Source organism: Clostridium sp. KNHs205 (assembly GCF_000702945.1).
Classification (GTDB): Bacteria; Bacillota; Clostridia; order Lachnospirales; family Lachnospiraceae; genus Anaerocolumna.
Map to the genome: position 1 here is coordinate 3774925 of NZ_JNLE01000003.1, position 22619 is coordinate 3797543.

Genomic DNA, 22619 nt, shown 5'->3' on the forward strand with positions numbered 1-22619 from the left:
CCTCAACCTAACTCCAGGTTAATAAAAAATACAAATTTCTTCGTATTTTTTAGGCAATATTTTTTGGGGTAATATTGTAATATTTTATTTATTAAGGAGGATTAACAATGGCTTACTCTATTGGCGATGTGGCTGAAATGCTAAATATATCCATATCCACTTTGCGTTATTATGATAAAGAAGGACTGCTCCCTCTTGTAAACAGAACTTCCGGAAATATCCGTGTTTTTGATGACACAGATATCGAATGCCTTAAAATGATTGAATGTTTAAAAACAACCGGTATGCAACTAAAGGATATTAAACAGTTTTTCGAATGGTGCGAAGAAGGCGACGCTACGATTAGCATGCGATATAACCTTTTCCTTGAGCAGAAGGAAAAAACAGAGCAGCAAATCGCGCTGCTACAGGCTGCCCTGGACCGTGTGAATTACAAATGTGAGTATTACAGACTTGCTAAAGAAAGAGGCACCACGAATGATCCGGGACTAAAGGAAGAACTGGCAATGAAATTTCTGGAGCAAAATAGTAATCATAATAAGCAGATAACTACTTAAGCTTATGTTTAAGTAGTTATCCAATGGTATGAAATAGCTGTTATGCTACATAGGCAGTCTTTAAGATTTCTAATACTTCATCAGCTGTAAGAACTTTATATCCGCCTGTAAGAACTGTGGAATTTGCTATAAGAGGAAGCATTTCTTCCGTAGCTCCAAGTTCTTTTATATTTGTTACAATACCACATTCTTTCAGGAATTCTTCCATAGAACTGATACCTTCCAAGGCAATGGTATCCTTTGTTTTACCTGTTGCCGCTACACCCCAAACCTGTGTAGCAAAACGTACAAACTTATCCAGACCATATTTATAGATATAGCGGTAATACGGAAGGGAAATTGCTGCAAGTCCCATACCGTGGGCACAATCCGTATAAGCTCCAAGCTGATGTTCAATCATATGAACTTCCCAGTCCTGAGACTTCCCAAGTCCCATAATGGGGTTCATGGCAAGGGTGGAACTCCACATGAGATTACTTCTGGCTTCATAGTTTTTGGGGTCTTTTACTGCTATTTTAGCACTGTGGATGATGGAACGAAGAAGTCCTTCAATCAAATAATCCGTAGTGACATCATCTTCGCCTGAGAAATACGACTCCATCAGATGGGACATCATATCAAAAATACCGCTTACCATCTGATAAACAGGTAAGGTAAAGGTATATTCCGGATTAAGAATTGAAAATTGGGGATTCATTGTTGAAGGAAATACCCGACCCATCTTCAGTTTCATATTTTCGTTGGTAATTACAGAGCCTCCGTTCATCTCAGATCCGGTTCCTGCAAGTGTTAATATTGATGCAATGGGTACAACCTTATTATCAACCGGTTCAAACTTCAGCCAGTAACGTTCCCATGCATCACCTTCACAGTATGCAGCGACTGATATTGCTTTGGCACAGTCAATAACTGATCCGCCGCCTACCGCCAGAATCAAATCTACCTTATGAGCTCGTACAAGCGCTGCTCCCTCCAGGACTTTTTCATAGGTTGGATTTGCCATGATACCTGACAATTCCACAATGGTTTTGCCGCTTTCCTTTAGAATTGAAATAACCTGGTCGTAAAGCCCACTTTTTTTGATAGCTCCTTTTCCGTAGGCGAGCATAATGGTATCTCCATAAGCTTTAAGCTCAATGCTTAAATTGTCTAATGCTTCTTTCCCAAAATATATGGTAGTGGGATTCTGATATCTAAAATCTAAATTCATAAGGTTCTCCTTTTTTCTTTTTTCTTTCACAATACTTTTAAAAAGCTGTCTGTATTTGTATGGTTAGATCTCTTTCTTATCTGCACTGCCTAGCTTAGCTTACTGTATTCCTTTGCTTCTACTGCTTCAAACCATTCGTTGGTTGCACCTTCTGCTGGTACTTCAATAGCAAGATGGGAAAACCAGCTGTCAGGCGCAGCCCCATGCCAGTGTTTTACTTCCGGAGGAATATTGATTACATCGCCTGGATGCAGCTCCTGGGGTTCTTTACCCCATTCCTGATAATATCCTCTGCCTGCCGTACATAATAAAATCTGACCACCTTTATGATGTATATGCCAGTTGTTGCGGCAGCCCGGTTCAAAAGTAACATTAAATATTCCTACTCTTTCTTTGGACAACATGTTCAAATAGCTTCTTCCTGTAAAGTACTGCTCAAACATTTTATTTTCGTCGCCCATAGCAAATACTGCAGTTGCTTTGAATTCCTCTAAATCTGCCAATCTCATCACCTCTAATCAAGTTTTTTCATGTATTCATGCTGTAACTTATATCTTTCTTGAGGTAACAGTATAAATAACATATTGGTATATTACTACCTAAACCTAACTTTAGGTCAAGTGTTTTTATGAACTTCATTTAAGGTTTGTAAGGTTTGCTGTAAAATGAACTTTTTATGAACTTTTTAGTAAAATAGTAAAATGAACTTTTTATGTAACTTTTTAGTTATGAACTTTTTGGCTAAACTTTTGAACTATTAAATTAAAAATTGGGAGAAGATCTATGGGTTGAATCAGATAAATAGGAACAAGCAGACGGATGAAGGAATCAATGATTCCTTTTATTTTTTCAAGGCTTTTTCATAAAATAATGGGAATGTCTCCTACCGATTATAGGAAAAAACTAAAAGGCTAGATTTTCAAAAAAAGAGCCAATTAACCACCCATTAAGCCTAAGGTCAGTTTATTGACTCTAATAGTTATTATCCCAGCGAATGAATAATTACGTTTTTAATACTCTTATGCCTGTCATTATTTCAATTTATTTATCCTTGTCTAGTGAAATAGTAAAATATATTAATATGAAGACTTATTGATATATGGGTTTCTTTAAATTATCTGGTTTCTTTCTTGCAGGACATTTTTCTCCATCGATAAACCATTGACATTTACGACATTCCATACATGATTTAAAATTAAGGTTGCCGGATGAATTTATCACAAAGCTTTCATCTGCTAAAAACGGCTTTCCATATGCCACTAAATCAGTTAAATTGCTTTCTATCAGTGTATTGCCTCTGTCCAGAGTTTTTATATCATTAACAACGATAACTGGAATATTGACATGTTCTTTGACGTAACTGCCGGTGTAAACAATGTCATTGAAGGAGAAATCATCTGGCAGCTGGAGCCTTCTGTCCTGTGGTATTCCGGCAGACACATGAAGCAGATCAATTCCCAAATCTTCCAGTGCCTGAGCAGTCGCTGTATCAATTTCCAGGCTTTCCCCCCATCCCATCCTGTATGCAAGGATAAAATTATCATCTGAGAAAGACTTTATTCCTTCTATGATTTCTTTTACTAATGTTAATCTTCCGGTTATACCTCCACCGTATCTATCGGTACGTTTATTTGCCAGCTCTGACGCCATCATGTTAAGAAAATAAGTATGCGCTCCATGTAATTCTATCCCATCCAATCCGGCATCCCTGCATATTCTGGCAGCATTAATGAACTGATCCCTTATCCGCTCCAATTCATTTATAGTCAGTTCGTTGACATCTCCTGTTTCTGTATCGTAAAAACCAAACCCCGGAAAGGCAAGCTGTGCAAGAAAAACAGTATCATTTTTATGATATTCCTTGGCTAATTCCCTTAAATATCCTATATGCTCATCAGAATAAGCCCCTGCACGATCTGATACCTTGGCGCCAGGGGTTACAGTAAGCGCCTGACTAATAATTAGTCCAATTCCTTTATCTGCATAATTTAAATAATGCTGCAGAAGTTTTTCACTCATGATTCCCTGTTGACCAGTATAACCAAAGCGCACCATTGGTGCCATTACAATACGATTTTTAAGTACAATATTTTTTATCTGCAGAGAGTTATATACTTTTAACATAAGAAATTCCTCCAGAAGAATATATTTGGTTAACAATGATTTCTATGTAAGTATTCAATTTTACATAACCTTTTCCTCACTTACTTATATTAAATTTATTATATAATGAACAGATAAAAAAAGGTAGTACGCACTTTCATGACAGATACTATCCAAAAGGGAAGTATCATATTTTGAACAGAAAACAATACATAAAGATTATCACGCAAATGATAATTCCCCAGCATACGTAACATCAAATTATACTTATTTACGTCCTTAGCTATCTTAGTAAAGATAATTTTTTGATTAAAATAGTATGTTTATGATATTTGCAAGCCTTAAAGTCCAGTCTTTGTCGTATCATTAATAATTTCATAATCTGATTGAATCATATTTATTTATAAATAAATTATTTTAGTTTTAAATAAATTATATGAATATATCAATTGAAATATTGCCTATTTCATGATATGCTAATTGTAAAATATATAATACGTAATAAGATTGTAATATAAATTCACATATTAATAAATTATTTTACATTATAGTATATTGAATAATTTAGAATCATGTATATTAAATAATTTATATATTGCATAATGATTTTTGATTTATTTTCCCTGCTACTTCCAAATCATCTATTTGTTAAAATTGGTCCCTCAATATCTTATTACTGTTTATATTTAGAAACTTTACGCCAAAGGAGAAGGCTATGAGAAAGGAAATTTTAAAACTTAGTATTATATCTATTTTTACTTCTGTACTGCTTTTAAGTGGCTGCAAGAACAAGGACAATGTGAATGAGGCAGTTACGCAAGAACCGCAGCAGCCGGCTACAACGGAAGCTCAAACTCCAACACCGGCACCTACTCAAGTAGCTGAAGAGTTAGAACCGGCAGAAATAGCCGATGTTACTTATACCAGGGTATCAGTTCATGATCCTTCGGTTATTAAAGCTGATGGCAGCTATTATATATTTGGTTCTCATATGGCTTGGGCTAAAAGTGATGATCTGATGCACTGGTCAACGTATAAGAACAATATTAATTCAGATTACAATAAGTTATTAGGTGAGCTTTGGAAAGACTATTGCAGAACAGATTCCAATCCGAATTTAAATGGTAATTTATGGGCTCCCGATGTGATTTACAACGAAACAATGAAAAAATACTGTCTCTATATGAGTGTTAATGGTGATGACTGGAATTCCGTTATTGCTCTTCTGACAGCGGACAAAATAGATGGGCCTTATGAGTATGCTGGAGCTGTTGTTTATTCAGGTTTTAATACTACCTCTCATCCCGTTGAAAAAACAGATGTCTACAAGGTCTTAGGTGACAAGGCAGACATATCCAGGTATCAGTCAATAAATGATACAAAAATAAATGCAATCGATCCTAATCTGCGATATGATGACGAAGGAAACCTTTGGATGAGTTTCGGCTCCTGGTTTGGGGGAATCTACATGCTGAAACTAGATGCTGAGACCGGATTAAGAGATTATAGTTATACCTATACCACAGAAAAGAATGTTTCAGATGAATATTATGGCTATAAAATAGCAGGCGGAAATGCGGTGTCCGGTGAAGGTCCCTACATATTGAAATCCGGTGGTTATTATTACCTCTTTGTATCCTATGGCGGACTGAGTGCTGAAGATGGCTATCAGATGCGGGTATTCCGTTCAAAAGATATTACCGGCCCATATGTGGATCAAAACGGTGAATCAGCTGTATATAAAAGGAATATGAACAATCTTACTACCAAAATTGGTATCAGATTAATGGGAAGCTATCAGTTTTCAGGTAATTATGACACCCATGTTGCACAAGGACATAATTCAGTCTTTACAGACGATGATGGCAAAATTTTATTAGTATACCATACCCGCTTTGCAGGTGGAAAAAACGGAATAAAAGAAGCACATCAGGTACGTGTTCAGCAGCTTTTTGTTAATGAAGATGGCTGGCTGATTGCAGCTCCCTATGAATATTCTGGGGAAACACTGGCAGAAGGCGGCTATTCTAAAGAAGAGATGACTGGAAGCTACGAGTTCATAGTACACACTCCCAATACCTTTTATCATGATTATGGTACCATTGTAGCAGGAATTGCAGAGAATAAGAATATTTCGTTAAATGATGATGGTACAGTTTCAGGAGAATTAACCGGAACCTGGAGCTATAAAGAAGGAACCTCCGATATGGCAATTGTCATTGATGGGGTTGAATATAAAGGAAAATTTATAAAACAGGCAACAGAAAATAAACATAGAATTGTTATGACTTTTACAGCCTTAGGGGAAAATGTCTGTGTCTGGGGAAGCAAAAAGTAATTATTCCATATTAACTCAAGAACAGAAATGTAAAATGGCTAAAATGCCCATTTTCAGTCTGCTCTTGAGTTAATTTTTCTAATCAATACTGCTGTATATCGCTATCATACAAGTCACACAAGATCAGTTAATTTACCTGTTCAGAAAAGTGAGAATTTCATCCAGTTGATAATCCTTGCTTTTCACATCAATAAATTTATACGGCAGTAACTCATTTAAAATTCTTTCTTCCAATTTTATTCTTCTTTTAAAATGACTTATAATATCTTCAAAATCATTTATACCGTGAGACTTTCCATAAGGTGATTGCTTTAAATAACCCAGCATGAGATTATACCAAATCTCTTCTCCCTGGTCATTAATACGTTCTTTTCTAATTTGTTCAAGACTTCCATTGATGTCATCACAGAGCAAACGTATTATCAGAAAATTATCAATATTGATATTTGATACCAGTTCCTTGTAAAAAGCTATTATTTTATCATCACTGTATTCAGCATATAACATCAGCTCTTCAATTATATTTTGGAAAAAGGCACATTCAAAAATATTTCCTGCCCCTTTAAAACTCCGGTATCTTCTTTGTACAATATCATGAAACTCATTGATGTTTCTGCGACCGCCATAAATTTCATATTTCTCCATATAACTATAAAACTCATGATTATCTCCATGAATTCTGGTATAGGGAGTGATATAATACCCCTCTTCCCGGACGGAATTCGCATTTATAATGCTACTAAATTGAGGCCATTCTTTCAGCAATTTCTCATACTGGGTTATTGACAGATAAGAACACCATGCCAGGTCAACAGGTGATATATCTCCTTCCCGGTAGAAATTATACGCAGGCAAGCTTTCCTGAAGCTTGCCTAGCAAGGTACTCTTTCCGCTGCCGGGAATTCCTTCAACAAATACATTTTTCACATTATTTTCCTTATTCAAACTTCTACTTTGCTTCCATCTTCTCAATTTCGTTTAACAATATTTCCTTTGCGCTGGAGATAGCCCTGGCTACACTACCCTCTTCAAAAGGAACAGAAAGGTTAGCCACTTTCAGCAATTCCAGATAGCTCTTGCTGGAGCCGGCTTTGCAGAGATTCAAATAATCCTGCCATGCCTGCTCTTTATTCTCCAGGTAACGTTTCTTAAATTCCATAGCACCCATTGTGGTAAGAGTATAATTGATGTAATAGAAAGGATACAGGAAGATATGCAGTTTATGATACCAGAAACCGCCTCTTTCCATAAACTCATCATTCTCATACTTACGCCAGGGCATGTATTTCTCTTCTAACTTATGCCATTCCAGGGTTCTTTCCTTGGGAGTAAGCTCCGGATGCTCGTAGACGATATGCTGGAATTCATCCACTGCTACACCAAAGGGTACAAAAGTCATTGCTTCCTGAAGATGTGCAAAGCGGAATTTATCCGCTGCAGCTCCGAAAAATTGCTCTGCATAAGGATAAGAGAACTGCTCCATGGACATGGAATGAATTTCTGCAATATCCGTACCACCCATGTGATACAGGAAGGTTTTCTGCTCTCTCATAGCTTCATAACCGGCAAATGCATGGCCTAACTCATGGGTTAATACCTGCATGTCGAAAATAGTGTGGTTAAAGCAGGAAAACACATAAGGTGCTTTATAGTAAGGAAGAGTCGTCATATAACCGGTAGATGCTTTACCCGGTTTATTCTTAAGATCCATTAATTCATGATCTATCATAAAGTCAATAAATTCAGCAGTTTCAGGACTGAGATCATGGTACATCTTCTGAGCTTCTTTTACCAGATAATCGTCATCACCGATGGGTTCTGCATTTCCGTCAGGGAAGATGAATTTCTCGTCAAAGACTTTAAGCTCTTCTACACCAATACGTTTTTTCTGTGCTTCATAGAGTTTCGTACAAAGAGGTACGATTTCTTTTCTTACCTGCTCACGGAAAGCAGCAACTTCCTTCACGCCGTAATCACTGCGTTCCTGCTTTTTATAGCCTAAGGGAATGAAATTCTCATAACCCAGGGCTTTTCCCATTTCATTTCTGATCTGTATCAGCTGGCTAAAGATATCTTCCATCTCTTCTTCGTTACTATGATAGAAGTCGGAGTAAGCCTTAAAAGCAGCCTTTCTTAAATTCCTGTCAGGATTTTCAAAATATTTCTGTACGCCATACAGATTTAAAGTCTGGCCTTCGAAAGGAATCTTAGCAGTTGCCATGAGCTTTTGATATTGCTGAGTAAGTTTACCCTCTTTCTGCAAGAAAGGTATAATCTCATCTTTAAACTGATCTACACTTCTTTGAAGTGCGGTTAAAAGCTCTTTCCCGTATTCCCTGTTAATATCCTCTGCAAAGCTGCTTGCAATAAGAGCTTTAAAAAGTCCCGTTTGAGCTGTACCAAGCTCAGCAGACCTCTCATCAATAAATTCTACTTCCTTCTCGTAAAATTCATCAGTAGTATCAAGGGTATTACGAATAAAAGCAATCGTTTTCATTGTATCTACAGGAGCATTTATTTCTTCTAGTTTTTGAAGCGCATTTTGAACCTCAGCATACGAAGCAGCACCGTTCACCTGCTCCGTTAACAGGTTAAGTTCCTGTTCAAATTTATCAAAGTCCGGTCTTTCATATTGTAATGCCGAAAAGGTAAATTTATCCATCGTTGTCTCCTATCTCTATTTATTTATTGGATTTAGTATATGAATGTATGTATCCCTTTATAATAATACCAATTACATTTCAGAGATACAAGCATAACATGGCAATAAAATCCAAGTTTAAGATAATTGTAATAATTAATACTATGACTCACCTGGTAAAATCCCAAAACACTACAAAGTCCTCGATAATAATTTTCATGGTTGCGTCTCCTACCTGCTAACGGTATTTCTTCTTTTTTGAATAAAAGCTGCTATTAAGATAAATACAATACCACTGACTATCAAAAAAGCAATTTTTCCGGAATCACCAATTAAAGTTTCTCCCCATTTTATGTTTATTCCCATATACTCTTTATAACCATTAATCATTTCCTCAGGACAGCCTGCAAAGGTTACCTGAAGCATCTCTTTTGTAAAAGCTTCACGTACTAAAGAACAGCCATGTAATAGCGGAAACACTTTGAGACTGTTCTGGATGGATGCAGGCAATGCTCCCATCGGCAGATAAATTGCAGCCAGAAATCCCGCCAGGGTACCGATTATGGTGCTCAAACCGGCAAAAGCACTTGTAGTATGGACGAAATTTGTTATAAGGAATACTAAACTTGAGGCCATAAATACAATTAATATAATAAAGAACAATACTTCTGTCAAGCTTGCCAGACTTAATAAGGTACCTCCAGTAAGTAATACAAAACCTTCCCCCAGTATTAAGGTGAACAGGCACATGATAACACCCATAATAAACGCAGCTATGATGTAACCCAGAACAAGAACTGAACGTCTCACCGGAGCTACGAAAAAGCTATGGAGTCTTTTTTTCTCCTCGTCTTCAACCATAATTCCCGCCATTGCCAGTGTAATGGTCAGTGCATTTACTACGATTATACCAGCTAATGTCCATAATAAAACCAAATTTTCAGCATTTTCTCTGTCTGCTGCAACATTTCTTTCACCGGTTTCACTTAACAGGTCAACAATGCTTTCCACATTTAAGTTCCCAAGAAAAATAGCCATAAGCCCAATGATAATCAACATGGACAATAGGGAAAAGAACACATTTGAGCGGTCTCTTGTATATACCAGTATATTTCTTTGTACCAATCTTACCAAAGTCATTTATTTCTCTCCTCCTGAACCTTTATTGTAAAGTACGGCCTGTAATATTTAAGAAAACGTCATCCATGGTGCCCTGAAGGATCTCACAGGCATTTAACTCGTCTTTTAAATCATGTAACAGCTCTAAACTGCTGATGGTATTCTCTACCTCCACCTCAATATGGTTGCTTTTGGATCTAAAGGTATAATTTCTGGAGTTGAGGTAAGAAATGACAAGCTCTGGTTTTTCTGAGAACAGCTTCACTATATCCTTTGTGAATTGCTCTTTTAATTCATAAGGGGTCCCCTGTGCTGCAATGTGACCTGCTTCCATAATAGCTATATGATTAGCTTTCGCAGCTTCCTCCATATAATGAGTGGTAAGAAATACAGTCATTTTATTCTCTCTTCTTAAGGCCTCAATACACTCCCATACATTCAACCTTGTCTGAGGATCAAGTCCTGTAGTAGGTTCGTCAAGAAACAGAATTTCAGGAGTGTTCATAAGAGCTCTGGCAATTTCACAACGCCTTTTTTGTCCCCCTGATAATTTACCGAACTGGCGGTTTAGTAAATCTCCGATATGAAGAATTTCACTTACAGAATCAAGATGTCTTTTTAATATTTTATTATCCTTGTGATACAGACTCCCTCTGATAAGCAGATTTTCTTTAATGGTTATCATATCATCCAGGGAATTCTCCTGAAAGACAACACCGATTTTTCTTCGTATTTCTTCATCTTCCTTCCCTAATGTTAAACCGCAGATATTTACTTCACCTTCTAATTTGTCTAATAGTGTGCACAGTATATTGATAGTAGTTGATTTACCTGCGCCGTTCACACCAAGAAAACCATATAATTCACCTTGCAAAACCCTAAAGCTGATATCATCAACAGCTTTGATATCTTTAAAGTGTTTTTTCAAATGTTTTACTTCGATAACCGATTCCATTCGTTATGTTCCGCCTCTCAATTTAATTTATCTCATTGTACTTAACGAAAATGAAATTATCAACGGCTCAGAGGTGTAATACCGTTTATGGGTAGTAAGATGCCCAAAATGCTGGCTGAGAGGTAATGTGGAAATCAGAAAGTGATTTTTGTTTGGAACGCGTTTAAGGACGGGATGGGTTAGTGTGGAAAGGAATAAATTTCACACTTCTTACTCCGGAGGTTACAAGGCTTTGCGGTATGGATGACATGCTATAGATAAGAGAAAATAATCCCAATGCAAAAACAAAATGGTGGTTAGTGTAAAGTAAAAATAACCGGTCCTTTGTACTCTTAAGAGAACCTTGATGATTCACTTAACAGTACAGAACCGGTTGAAAATGAGTATAGATTAATATGTTATTAAGTATGATAACTCCATATAATTCATGTCATTATCTTTAAAAAATATACTATTTTGACAGATTAACATTCTCCTAATGAGATTAAATAACCCAGAAATTACTGTTAAAGACAATACTTCTGTAGGTTTCAAATACAATCCACTTTTTAGTAAATTCCAGCTCGTTTTTACCTTCTGAAGCCTTATATTCCTTTAAGAATTGTTCTGCTTCTTCAGCCGTTGTTGCCTGAATGGAGAAACCTCTGCCGTTAATTAGAGGGACACCGGAAAAATGGAAATCATCTATGGACTTAATTGCTTCTATTTTAGAGTCTCTGATCTTAATAACAGTCCAGTCGCGAAGCACAAGGATATCGAAGTTTTCGGGATAATGATAGCTTTCACCTTTAACCGGAATAACATCTCCCAAGGTGTATAACCTGTTTTCAGGTTTTAACTTTGATATGTTAAGGCTTTCCAGGTTATAATAGAATTCCTCGAAGATATCTCCTCTTGCCCTAATATTCTCATATATAAAAGTCGCACTGTCTTCAATTGAATTGCTTTCTTTATCAAGTTCTTCTATTACACCGCAGGCAGATGTCATATTTGTAATGCGGTCTATTAATATTAATTCTCCCAAAGTTTTATGGGCATGGAATCTATCAGCAACAATTTTCTCCGCAAGAACGATGTCACATACTGCAATCTCATTTTTCTTTAAAAGGGCAGCAGGCTTATGTTCGCCGGAATTAACATCTATTTTATAACGGATACCGGTAACTACACCAGGTATTAATTTTGTGCCGATTTTTACAAAGTAATTCTTATCCGGAGTAAGTTCTGCATCGTCCATCCATAAAAGGGTAGCTGTCAGTGTTTTGCTGGTGGTAAGGCCTGCATTCTTTGTTAATACACAGCCTCTTGATACATCTACTTCTTTATTAAGCTGAATGGTAACCGGCTGCCCTTTGATTGCCTGGTCTGCTTCCCTGTCAGTAATATGAATGCTCTTGACAATAGCCTTTTCATTGCTTGGAAGTGTGATCAGCTCATCACCGACCTTAATGGTACCGGCTTCAATCTGTCCCTGAAAACCACGAAAGGTATGATTAGGCCTGCACACTCTCTGAACAGGCATATAAAAGCCATCTTCTTCGGCTGAATTTACAGTGTCTACATTTTCAAGATAGGTAAGCAGAGGTTCCTCTGTATACCAGGTTATATTCTTTGAATTCTTGGTAAGGTTATCTCCCTCCGTGGCAGAAATAGGTATTATCTTAACATTCTCAAGAGAAAGCTCGGAGGTTAATTGCTTGATTTCAGCTGCAATCTCCTCAAAGCGTTCTTTGCTATAGCGAATTAAATCCATTTTGTTTACAGCAAATACGAAATGTCTGATACCCATTAAGGAACAGATTCTGGCATGTCTTCTGGTCTGTACAAGAACACCCTGCTTCGCATCCACTAAAATAATTGATAAATCTGCAAAGGAAGCACCAACAGCCATATTTCTTGTATATTCCTCATGGCCGGGGGTATCTGCAACAATAAAGCTGCGGTTGTCAGTGGTAAAGTAACGATAGGCAACATCAATAGTAATACCCTGTTCCCTTTCCGCCATCAGCCCGTCTAGAAGGAGGGAATAATCGATTGCGCCTTCCCTGCTGCCTACCTTGGAATCTAATTCCAGCGCTTTTTCCTGATCCGTATATAAGAGCTTGGAATCGTATAATATATGTCCGATAAGAGTAGATTTTCCGTCATCCACGCTTCCGCAGGTAATAAACTTTAATAAGCCCTTCATCTAGAAATATCCCTCCCTTTTTCTTCTCTCCATGCTGCCGGCAGCCTCATTGTCTATCACTCTGCTGGTTCTTTCTGAGGAAACGGCACTCAAGGTTTCATCTATGATTTCATCCAATGTAACAGCTGTTGATTCACAACCACCAGTTAAGGGATAGCACCCAAGGGTACGAAAACGTACGGTTTTATATTCTACCTGTTCTCCCGGCAATAGCTTTAAACGGTCATCATCTACCATAATAATATTGCCGTCGCGGTAGACTACAGGGCGTTCTTTGGCATAATAAAGGGATACGATATCAATATTTTCACGCTGTATGTACTGCCAAATATCCTTTTCCGTCCAGTTGGATATAGGGAAAACACGCATGCTCTCACCTTTGTTGATCTTAGTGTTATAGAGCTTCCACATTTCAGGGCGCTGATTCTTAGGATCCCAGGCCTGGGCTTCATTTCGAAAAGAAAAGATTCTCTCCTTTGCACGGGACTTTTCTTCATCGCGGCGTCCGCCGCCAAAAGCTGCCGTAAAGCCGTATTTCTTCAAACCCTGCTTTAAAGCCTGTGTCTTCATGATATCTGTGTAAGCGGAACCATGCTCAAAGGGATTGATTCCCTGGTCAATACCCTCCTGGTTGCTGTGTACGATCATTTCAATACCCAGCTCCTTTGCTTTACGATCGCGAAACTCTGTCATTTCCCTGAACTTCCAGGTGGTATCGATGTGCATAAAAGGAAACGGGGGCTTCTCCGGATAAAATGCCTTCATGGCAAGATGCAACATTACCGAGCTGTCTTTGCCGATGGAATATAACATTACCGGTTTCTCACATTCTGCTGCAACCTCTCTGATACAAAAGATTGCTTCAGCTTCTAACTCATCAAGATGTGTTAATTCACTCATCTGTATATCCTCCTGTTTCTCTTTGCCTTAATATTGGTTGGAATCTTTACGGTTTACATCAATTACAGAGAGGTCACCGTTAGTCTTCTCGATTTGCCAGTGGACGATATCTCCTTCAATACTGGTAAGCAGCTTGCTGCCCATGCCACCTATGTCTGCACCAAGATAAAAGGATATAGCCCCAAAGCTGCATTCCTTTAAGCAGGAGGAACATCCCCAGCAGTCTTTGGGATATTTGATATAGGCTTTTTTATCCTCTGTCAGTTTAATCAGACTTCCGGGACATACCTGCATACATTTTCTGCAGCCGGTGCAGCTCTCTTTACGAATGGCTATGCTCATATATATCCTCCCGTCCTACTAATTCTCTGTAGATTATTTTAAGTTCGCCGTCAACCAGTCTGGAATTCACATATTTCAGCCATTCATCCTTCTTATCCGGATAATCCAGGTTCTCTGCAAAACTGTGCCATCTGGTTTCTTTTCTTGCACTTAAGTGAGCTATGACGGATTTCGCAAGCACCAGCCGCTCCTTTAACTCATAGGCAAACATTAATTCATGCATATCCTCTGCATGGATATGACTGCTAAGCTCAATAAGCTGGTCTATTTTCTCGTCTGCAATGGCAAGCTGTTTCTCATTGAACTGATAGTTATTTGATATACCACCGGCATAAGTATCCATTACCTTTTGCATGGCTTCCTCCAGTTGCTCTATTGTAAAGACAGGATTTTCATAATTTAAGATGGCTTCCAGCTCTTGAAGTTTTTCATTTGCAGGATGAAGTTCTTCCGAGGTTTCATAGCTATTGAAGGAAGAACAGGAATTAAATGGACTGTTTTTAGTTAATATATCCTGTTCAGTCCCTTGAAAATGTTTTTCTGTTGTGACTGCAGCCGTAGATTTCCTGGCTTTTTCCTCTTCTTTTCTATCCTCAAGTGCTGCCAGAGCAGCAATTTCCCCTTCCACCAAAGCACCGGTTACATATTTCTGAGGACATCCGCCGGCCACATCTCCTGCGGCGTATAAGCCTTCTATGGTAGTACGTCTCTTTGTATCCACCCAGTACCCACTGGCCGTATGCCCGCCTACAATATAGGGTTCGGTTCCTTCGATTTCTACATTTTGCTGACTGGGGTTTTTCCCGGCCTCTATCCACTTTAAGGTCTGGCTGGGGGCCATGTTAAGGTAGGCTTTTTTGAGTTCATCATCCTGTACGGAGGTGATTCCTTCCGTTCTGAGATAACAAGGACCTCTGCCTTCAAGATTCTCCTTCACCGTACCGTATACACGTTCAGAGGTTGTAATTCCGTATTTTGTTTCATAAATTTCTCCTAATGAATTCACCTGTCTGGCACCTACGCCTTGTGCGATGGTTCCTGTAGGAGCGATAGTATCCTTACATCTCAAGGCAATGAATCTCATTTCAAAGGTTGTCATCTCTGCTCCGGCACGTATTCCCATAGCATATCCGGCGCCGGTATTAAAGGGAGGATACCACATCTTATGTCTTGAGAATCCGGGATTATTAGGCCGATATAATCCTGCGGCACCACCTGTTGCACAAATAACCTTATCAGCTCTTATTTCATAGAATATTTCCTTATCTATACTAAAAGCAAAAGCCCCAAGAATCCGGTTATCCTTTATAATATAATCCGTAACATTTACCCGGTTTAATATTTCAACATCTTCCAGGCTGCTAACGGCATCTGCCAGAATTGGTTTGATATTTTCTCCGTTTATTTTAATGTTTCGGTTACCTCTGGCTACATATTCCCCCTGCTCATCCTTAAGTATGATAAGTCCAAGGTCCTCAAGCCTCTTAGTAACCCTGTTAAGCCCCTGGGACATGGTAAGCAAGAGATCTTCCCTGACAATATTGTCCGCATCTTTTTTAGCATAATCTACATAGTCTTCCGGTGTTCTGTCTTTCACAATATAGGCATTGATGGCATTTACACCGGCTGCCAGACATCCGCTGCGTTTGATATTCGCTTTTTCCGCTATAAGAACGGTGGCATCGGAATGTTCCCTGACGGTAAGAGCTGCATAACAGCCTGCGGTTCCTCCGCCGATTATCAATATATCTGTAGTAAGCTGTTTTAGCTTTAATTCTTTTCTCATGAAATCCTCCGTGAATATTTATCAAAGTCCCTTCAATCTGTACCCCCGCCAAGATATGGTCAAAACAAGAACTAGAAAATGTTATATATAGATAGGGTTCTTATCTTCTATTGCTTTGTTTTCCAAAACCAGACTGCCTTGCTCACCAAAGGTAAACAAACGGTAAATCAGTACATTTACCTCTTCCCCCGGACTTAATGGAACTTCCTCTAAGGATCTGGTGGCGGTGAGCTGATAATCCTTCACTCTTATCTTTATTTCTGAGTAGCTTCCACGAAAGGAAACTTTCTCAACAATCCCACCTTCTACGGAATTCGGATAGAGAAGAGCTTCTTCTTTTCTGCTGACTTTTATAAATTCCGGACGGATTATGGCTTTTGAACCACTCTGTGCTCCTTCGAAGCCGATGAGTTTGCTGTAATCATCTAAGAGTGATGACTGACCTACAAACTCTGCTACAAAGAGGGTTTCGGGATTACGATAAATATCCAGAGGAGAACCTTTTTGTTCGATTCTTCCTTTGTTTGTTATAATTATTTCATCAGCTACTTCGATGGCTTCATCCTGGTCATGGGTAACAAAGATACTTGTTATGCCAACCTTGTTGATAGTCTCTTTCAGCCAGCTTCTAAGTTCCTGCCTTACCTTGGCATCAATGGCTGCAAAGGGTTCATCTAACAAAAGCAGCTGAGGATTGGGTGCCAGAGCTCTTGCAAAAGCAACTCTTTGCTTCTGTCCGCCGGAGAGCTGGTGGGGATAACGATTACCTAACCCCTCAAGTCCGATGAGTGACAGTAATTCCTCCACCCTTTCCTTGCATTCCTTCTTATTCTTCTTCTGAATCTCAAGACCGAAGGCAATATTGTCATGTACCGTCATGTAACGAAATAAGGCATAATTCTGAAATACGAAACCGATACCCCTTTTACTGGCCGGCAGATCATTGACACGGCTGCCGTTGATAAAGATATCACCGGAGTCCGGATATTCAAGACCTGCCAGCATACGAAGAATGGTTGTCTTTCCGCTTCCGCTGGGACCAAGTAAACCGATAAGCTTACCCTTCTCAATGCCGAAGCTGATATTATCGGAGGCTTTAAAATCACCGAAGGTTTTATTTATGTTTTTCATTTCTACATGCATTTCAGACACCCGCCTTCTTCATTTTATATTCCAGAATATTTCTGATAATTAATATGATTACCGCTAAAATTACCAGTATTGAGGATACAGCAAAAGCTGCGGTAAAGTTAAATTCGCTGAAGAATATTTCAACCTGCAGGGGTAAGGTTATCGTCTTGCCCCTTAAATGTCCCGAGAGGACAGATACTGCTCCGAATTCCCCCATTGCCCGGGCAGTACATAATACAACTCCATATAGAAATGCCCATTTGATCTGTGGAAAGGTAATCCTGCGAAAGATACGAAAGGCTCCTGCTCCCATAATGGCTGCAGCTTCTTCCTGATCAGAGCCCTGTGCATTAAGAACCGGTATAATCTCTCTTGATATAAAGGGAAAGGTTACGAAAACGGTACCAAGGATAACTCCTGGAACTGCAAAGACAATTTTGATATCCAGAGCTGTCAGTATGCCATGAGTCCATCCGATTCGCCCAAAGGTAAGAATAAATATCAGGCCTGCAATGATAGGGGAAATTGCAAAGGGAATGTCTATTAAAGTTGTTAGCAGTTTTTTCTTCCTGAATTGATATTTCGTTACTGTCCAGGCTGCAAACAGTCCAAATACTGTATTTACTGCCACTGCAGCCAAAGTGGCCTCCAAAGTTAAGAGAAGAGCCTTAATGGTATAGGTATCAAATACTGCCTTCTTATATACTTCAATACCGCTTCTTAAGGCTTCCGTAATTACAACCACCAAGGGCATGATTAACATAATAATCAAGAACAGAATACTTATGGTAATCAGAAAAATCGGTATGAACTTTGATTCCTTCTGCTGAGTTTTTTGCATATGACGGCTCCTTTCTATTCCCTGGTGAATTTATTGGCATATACCTGCACTGAGTTAATGGCAAATAAGATAATAAAGGAAACCGCCAGCATCACTAAGGCTATGGCATTCGCACCGTCATAGTTGAACTGCTCTAATTTACTCATTATCAGGAGCGGAGCGATTTCTGTCTTAAAGGGTATGTTTCCTGCTATAAAGACAACGCTGCCGTATTCCCCTACAGCTCTTGCAAAAGCAAGACCAAACCCCGTAAGCAGTGCCGGTCTGATCTCCGGAAATACTATACGAAAAAATATTTTCGCTTTGCTGGCTCCTAGAACATTGGCTGCTTCTTCGTACTGGGGGTCCAGATCTTCAAGTACCGGCTGTATGGTTCTTACTACAAAAGGTATTCCTATAAATACCATAGCAACAATGATTCCAAGCTTGGTATAAGAGACCTTTATTCCCAATACTCCCAGAAGTTTTCCTATTATTCCTTTGTCGGAATAAAGGGTGGTAAGGGCGATACCGGCAACAGCTGTTGGCAGAGCAAAGGGAAGTTCAATAAGCCCGTCTATCAATCTCTTAAAGGGAAATTCATACCGCACAAGTACCCAGGCTAATATCACACCAAAAACAGCATTGATAATTGCGGCAATAAGGGAACAGGAAAAGCTTACTACATAACCGGAGACAATTCGTTTGTCCGTAACCGTATCGAGAAAAGTATGTATTCCCATTGTAGAGGCATTAAGTACCAGTGAAGCCATTGGAATCAGTACAACTAAGCTGAGTAAGGTTAAGGTGACTCCCATAGAAATTCCAAATCCAGGGATTACCTGCTTTCTTTTACGACGTTTCATAGGTCTTAAGGCCTCCATTTAAATTTATCATTCACCGGTATATATTTGATCAAATATTCCACCGTCGTCAAAATGTTTTTCCTGTGCCTGCTTCCAACCACCGAATAACGAGTCATCAATAGTTAACAGTTCCAGATCAAGGTTGAAAACATCTTTGAATTCCTTTAATATTTCTGGATTCGTAGGTCTGTAATAGTTCTCTCCTGCCAGCTTCTGTCCTGCATCAGAATACAGATATTCAAGGTAAGCTGTAGCAACTTCTCTTGTTCCTCTGTCATCTACCACCTTATCCACAAGGGCTACAGGAGGTTCTGCCAGGATGCTTATGCTTGGTGTAATAATTTCATATTCCTCGGGATGTTCCTTAATAGAAAGGTAAGCTTCATTTTCCCAGGCTAAGAGTACATCGCCCTGACCATTTTCAACAAAAGTAGTGGTTGCACCTCTGGCACCGGAATCCAGTACCAATACGTTCTGGAAAAGCTTCTTAATGTAATCCTTTATCTGTGTTTCATCGTGGTTATAGGTTTTATCAGCATATCCCCAGGCAGCCAGGTAATTCCATCTGGCACCACCGGAGGTCTTAGGATTGGGAGTGATAATTTTAACGTCCTCTCTTATCAGGTCATCCCAATCATTTATTTGTTTTGGATTGTCTTTGCGAACCAGGAATACTATAGTCGAAGTATAAGGAGAACTATTATTTTCAAATTCACTCTGCCATCCGGCTTCAATAAGTCCGGCTTCTTCTATAGCAGTAATATCATAGCCCAGTGCCAGGGTAACAACATCTGCTTCATTACCTTCAATAACAGAACGCGCCTGCTTTCCGGAGCCTCCATGGGATGGCACTACTGTAACCTCCTGTCCGGTCTTATCTTTCCAGTATTTTGCGAATTCTTTGTTATAGGCTTCATAAAACTCTCTGGTAGGATCGTAAGATACATTAGTAATTTCCACTGATTTTGAACTTGATGCATCCGCATCCTTACTCTTGTCGCCACAACCGGCCAATACCCCCGTTACTAATGCCATTGTTAATCCGAAAGTAAACAGTTTTCTGATTTTCATAAATACTCCTTTCCTCCTTCATGAAGCCTGCTATTGACTATTGCTGATAAGTCAAAGACAACAGCTTCTGACCAAAATAAATTTTTAATTCATATATGATTACTATGATTTATGATTATACTTTAGAAGTAATAGTTATGCAACACTAAATAGGTAAAACGTTTGCGTAGCTGTTAACATGCATAAATCCTGCATTTTAAAATCTAAGTGACGACAAAAAAGCAGACTCTAAACTATATAATAGCTTAGAATCCGCTTTTTTTGTTTTAAAATGAAAATATGTATTAGCATTAACCTTATTTATGTAAATCGTTTTATAATTTTTAAGTCATAGGTGAAAAGCTTTTGTTTAGCTATTGTTAAAGCACGTTGTATCATATATTTGGCCAAACCATGGTTACGATAATTGGAAAGAACTGCAATGTCGTATATACAAGCTTTGTGCTCGTTCTTAAATATGCTTTGCAACACTCTCTCTGATTGCTAATTTATAGGGAAGAAATATTTTCATGGGCAATTTATGATTTTTATTAATGCGGTTGACAAGTGTCTGCACAGCAATATTACCCAATTCGGATTTGGGCATTCCAATGGTGGTCAGCATTGGCGACACATATCCTGCAAGCTCAATATCATCCATACCGATAACAGATATATCGTCTGGAATCTTTATTCCTGCTTCTGTAAAACGGCGGATCGCTGCAATTGCTGTAACGTCTGTAGCGCAGAATACTGCGGTGGGTAATGGTTTCGCTTTCTTTAATAGCATATCTGCACCTTGATATCCACCGGCTCCGTTCTGGGGACAGGAACAGACGATACTGTTGTCATATTCCAGCTTCTTTTTTGACGCAATATTTATGTATGCATTATAGCGGGCTTCATTAACCGTCTCACCGATATAACCTATTCTTTTATGTCCGCATTGGATCAAGTAATTAAGGGCCTCACGGGTCGCTTCATAACCATCACAAATTACCTGATCCAGATCGGCATCTATTACATTACGGCCAACATAAACGATGTTTTTATAATGGGATTTCAAGAATTTAATCGTTCCCATTTCAAAACGTCCAATAACAATTGCACCATCTGTTTTTACAGATTCAATTTTCTTGAGCAGGTCCAGATTGGTTATATCCAACACTGAATAGGATAAAGAAACCACATAACCTAAGCTGAGGGCTTTTTGCTCAACAGCCCGGGCAACCTGCGCAAAGAATGGATTATCTTCTAAATTCCTGGTTCTTCCAAGGATACAGGTTATTGTTAACGGTACTTTTACTTTACTATTTTTGTTCTGCTTTAGCTCGATGGCTGTCTGATTAGGGACATATTCCGTCTCCCTGATGATCTCCCACACTTTATCGCGTATTTCCTTACGTGCAAAATTACCATCTTCTGAATTTATAATACGGGAAACGGTGGAAACTGATACCCCTGCACGCTTGGCAATTTCCTTTAATGTCATAATGAAAGACCTCCTCTATAACAGCTAGCAAATATTTTGTATTTATTATATTATATAAACAGCTTACAGATTAGACATGAAATCATTGAATTATGTTATTCGAGATTATATACAATATATCCTATAATGTCAATATGAATATAGAGAATTGTATCAGCATAAGGTATTTAAGTTTTTTAACAATTATTATGCAATTACACAGACCACAGAATTAATTATCAGTTTAGTTTTGGAATATTTTTTTGAATGTTCATTAACTGTTCGTTAATTATATAAAAGACTTATTTGGCTTGAAGCCATTCTCTTTAACTGCTTCAGTTATAGAGAATAAGTATAAGAGTAGAAATTATAAGAAAAAGATTAATAAATAATTTGATTAAACTATATTCTAAAATTTACAAAAAAAGGTTCCTTACTAAGAATCTTTTATATATTAGAAATCAATCCTATTCAATATTTTTTAATTATTTATATACTTTGAAAAAATATCCAATACTTGATACAAGTTATCCTCAGAAATCTTGTTATTGCTCTTGCTTTCTGAGATATCTATGATTTCATCATATGAATCATTATAAGTAATTATTTTTCCATTACTCTCTTCAAATATTCCTTGATTTCCACCCAAAATATTATATGTGTTATTTTCATTGTCTTTATCTAACACCAGAACATATTCTTTTCCTGTTTCGATTAGTTTACTATCATTAAGTTGAATTATTTTAATAACCTTATTATCAGTACCTTGTACACTTTCTTCAATATTAAATTCAGTAACCGTACCTAATTTTCTATATTCAATTACTGATCCTGCAGTTCCTTTGACAACTAAACCAGATGCTGCTGCTAATTCATTTAAAGTGTTATAACCATCAACATATACTGCAGATATATTGCTTTTATTTCCGATTACATTATTATCTTTAGTTACATTAATATTAAATGAATTTTCATTAATTTCTTCATTATTTCTGTTAAAATTAAAAACCATTACCAATGCCAAAATACTAAAAGATATAGATAAAATTTTAAATTTTCTAACCATAATCTCTCTCCTTTTTATCAATACCTTACCTATATGATTTTTTTCATCGGTACTAGGTGTAGTTGAAGTAACATTT

19 protein-coding genes are annotated in these 22619 nt (G+C 38.1%); 2 read left to right on the top strand and 17 right to left on the bottom strand.

The window, feature by feature from the left end; genetic code table 11:
- Window positions 1-107: 107 nt before the first annotated feature.
- Window positions 108-557 (top strand): MerR family transcriptional regulator, encoded by a 450-nt coding sequence (locus BR73_RS0115520; protein WP_033166276.1) that lies wholly within the window; start codon window positions 108-110, stop codon window positions 555-557.
- Window positions 558-597: 40 nt separating this feature from the next.
- Here BR73_RS0115520 and BR73_RS0115525 read toward each other — a convergent pair whose 3' ends face one another.
- From BR73_RS0115525 to BR73_RS0115535, 3 genes are all read right to left on the bottom strand, one after another.
- Complete coding sequence (locus BR73_RS0115525; RefSeq protein ID WP_033166277.1) at window positions 598-1767, bottom strand: iron-containing alcohol dehydrogenase; 1170 nt, start codon at window positions 1765-1767, stop codon at window positions 598-600.
- Between the two features lie 89 nt (window positions 1768-1856).
- Entirely contained in the window at window positions 1857-2270 is a 414-nt protein-coding gene (locus BR73_RS0115530; RefSeq protein ID WP_347463448.1) for a cupin domain-containing protein, read from the bottom strand.
- Between the two features lie 586 nt (window positions 2271-2856).
- A complete protein-coding gene (locus tag BR73_RS0115535) occupies window positions 2857-3891 on the bottom strand; it encodes an NADH:flavin oxidoreductase (protein ID WP_033166278.1) in 1035 nt (344 codons plus the stop codon).
- Window positions 3892-4585: 694 nt separating this feature from the next.
- On the opposite strand from BR73_RS0115535, the gene BR73_RS0115540 reads away from it, so the two are divergent.
- Window positions 4586-6208, top strand: a complete 1623-nt coding sequence (locus tag BR73_RS0115540) for a glycoside hydrolase family 43 protein (protein WP_033166279.1) — start codon at window positions 4586-4588, stop codon at window positions 6206-6208.
- A gap of 132 nt (window positions 6209-6340) precedes the next feature.
- On the opposite strand, the gene BR73_RS0115545 is transcribed toward BR73_RS0115540, so the two are convergent.
- The 14 genes from BR73_RS0115545 to BR73_RS0115610 form a co-directional block, all read right to left on the bottom strand.
- Window positions 6341-7135 (bottom strand): hypothetical protein, encoded by a 795-nt coding sequence (locus BR73_RS0115545; RefSeq protein WP_033167506.1) that lies wholly within the window; start codon window positions 7133-7135, stop codon window positions 6341-6343.
- 22 nt (window positions 7136-7157) lie between these two features.
- Entirely contained in the window at window positions 7158-8870 is a 1713-nt protein-coding gene (locus BR73_RS0115550) for a M3 family oligoendopeptidase (RefSeq protein ID WP_033166280.1), read from the bottom strand.
- A 210-nt stretch (window positions 8871-9080) separates the two neighbouring features.
- A complete protein-coding gene (locus BR73_RS0115555) occupies window positions 9081-9989 on the bottom strand; it encodes an ABC transporter permease (RefSeq protein WP_033166281.1) in 909 nt (302 codons plus the stop codon).
- A gap of 22 nt (window positions 9990-10011) precedes the next feature.
- Window positions 10012-10923 (bottom strand): ATP-binding cassette domain-containing protein, encoded by a 912-nt coding sequence (locus BR73_RS0115560; RefSeq protein WP_033166282.1) that lies wholly within the window; start codon window positions 10921-10923, stop codon window positions 10012-10014.
- Between the two features lie 484 nt (window positions 10924-11407).
- Complete coding sequence (locus tag BR73_RS0115565; protein WP_051685231.1) at window positions 11408-13111, bottom strand: GTP-binding protein; 1704 nt, start codon at window positions 13109-13111, stop codon at window positions 11408-11410.
- The gene (cysD, locus tag BR73_RS0115570; RefSeq protein ID WP_033166283.1) at window positions 13112-14011 is read right to left on the bottom strand and encodes a sulfate adenylyltransferase subunit CysD; all 900 of its coding nucleotides are present in this window, start codon (window positions 14009-14011) and stop codon (window positions 13112-13114) included.
- A gap of 27 nt (window positions 14012-14038) precedes the next feature.
- Window positions 14039-14353 (bottom strand): 4Fe-4S binding protein, encoded by a 315-nt coding sequence (locus BR73_RS0115575; protein WP_033166284.1) that lies wholly within the window; start codon window positions 14351-14353, stop codon window positions 14039-14041.
- Window positions 14334-16139, bottom strand: a complete 1806-nt coding sequence (locus BR73_RS0115580) for an adenylyl-sulfate reductase subunit alpha (protein ID WP_033166285.1) — start codon at window positions 16137-16139, stop codon at window positions 14334-14336. Before BR73_RS0115580 ends, BR73_RS0115575 begins: the two co-directional genes overlap by 20 nt.
- Window positions 16140-16220: 81 nt before the next feature.
- On the bottom strand, window positions 16221-17282 hold the full coding sequence (locus BR73_RS0115585) for an ABC transporter ATP-binding protein (RefSeq protein WP_033166286.1): 1062 nt from the start codon (window positions 17280-17282) through the stop codon (window positions 16221-16223).
- Window position 17283: 1 nt separating this feature from the next.
- Window positions 17284-18111 (bottom strand): sulfate ABC transporter permease subunit CysW, encoded by an 828-nt coding sequence (gene cysW / locus BR73_RS0115590; protein ID WP_033166287.1) that lies wholly within the window; start codon window positions 18109-18111, stop codon window positions 17284-17286.
- A gap of 14 nt (window positions 18112-18125) precedes the next feature.
- Complete coding sequence (gene cysT, locus BR73_RS0115595) at window positions 18126-18956, bottom strand: sulfate ABC transporter permease subunit CysT (RefSeq protein ID WP_033166288.1); 831 nt, start codon at window positions 18954-18956, stop codon at window positions 18126-18128.
- A 27-nt stretch (window positions 18957-18983) separates the two neighbouring features.
- Complete coding sequence (locus BR73_RS0115600) at window positions 18984-20027, bottom strand: sulfate ABC transporter substrate-binding protein (protein ID WP_033166289.1); 1044 nt, start codon at window positions 20025-20027, stop codon at window positions 18984-18986.
- 451 nt (window positions 20028-20478) lie between these two features.
- Window positions 20479-21498 (bottom strand): LacI family DNA-binding transcriptional regulator, encoded by a 1020-nt coding sequence (locus tag BR73_RS0115605; RefSeq protein ID WP_033166290.1) that lies wholly within the window; start codon window positions 21496-21498, stop codon window positions 20479-20481.
- Between the two features lie 460 nt (window positions 21499-21958).
- On the bottom strand, window positions 21959-22543 hold the full coding sequence (locus BR73_RS0115610; protein ID WP_033166291.1) for a hypothetical protein: 585 nt from the start codon (window positions 22541-22543) through the stop codon (window positions 21959-21961).
- Window positions 22544-22619: the final 76 nt, after the last annotated feature.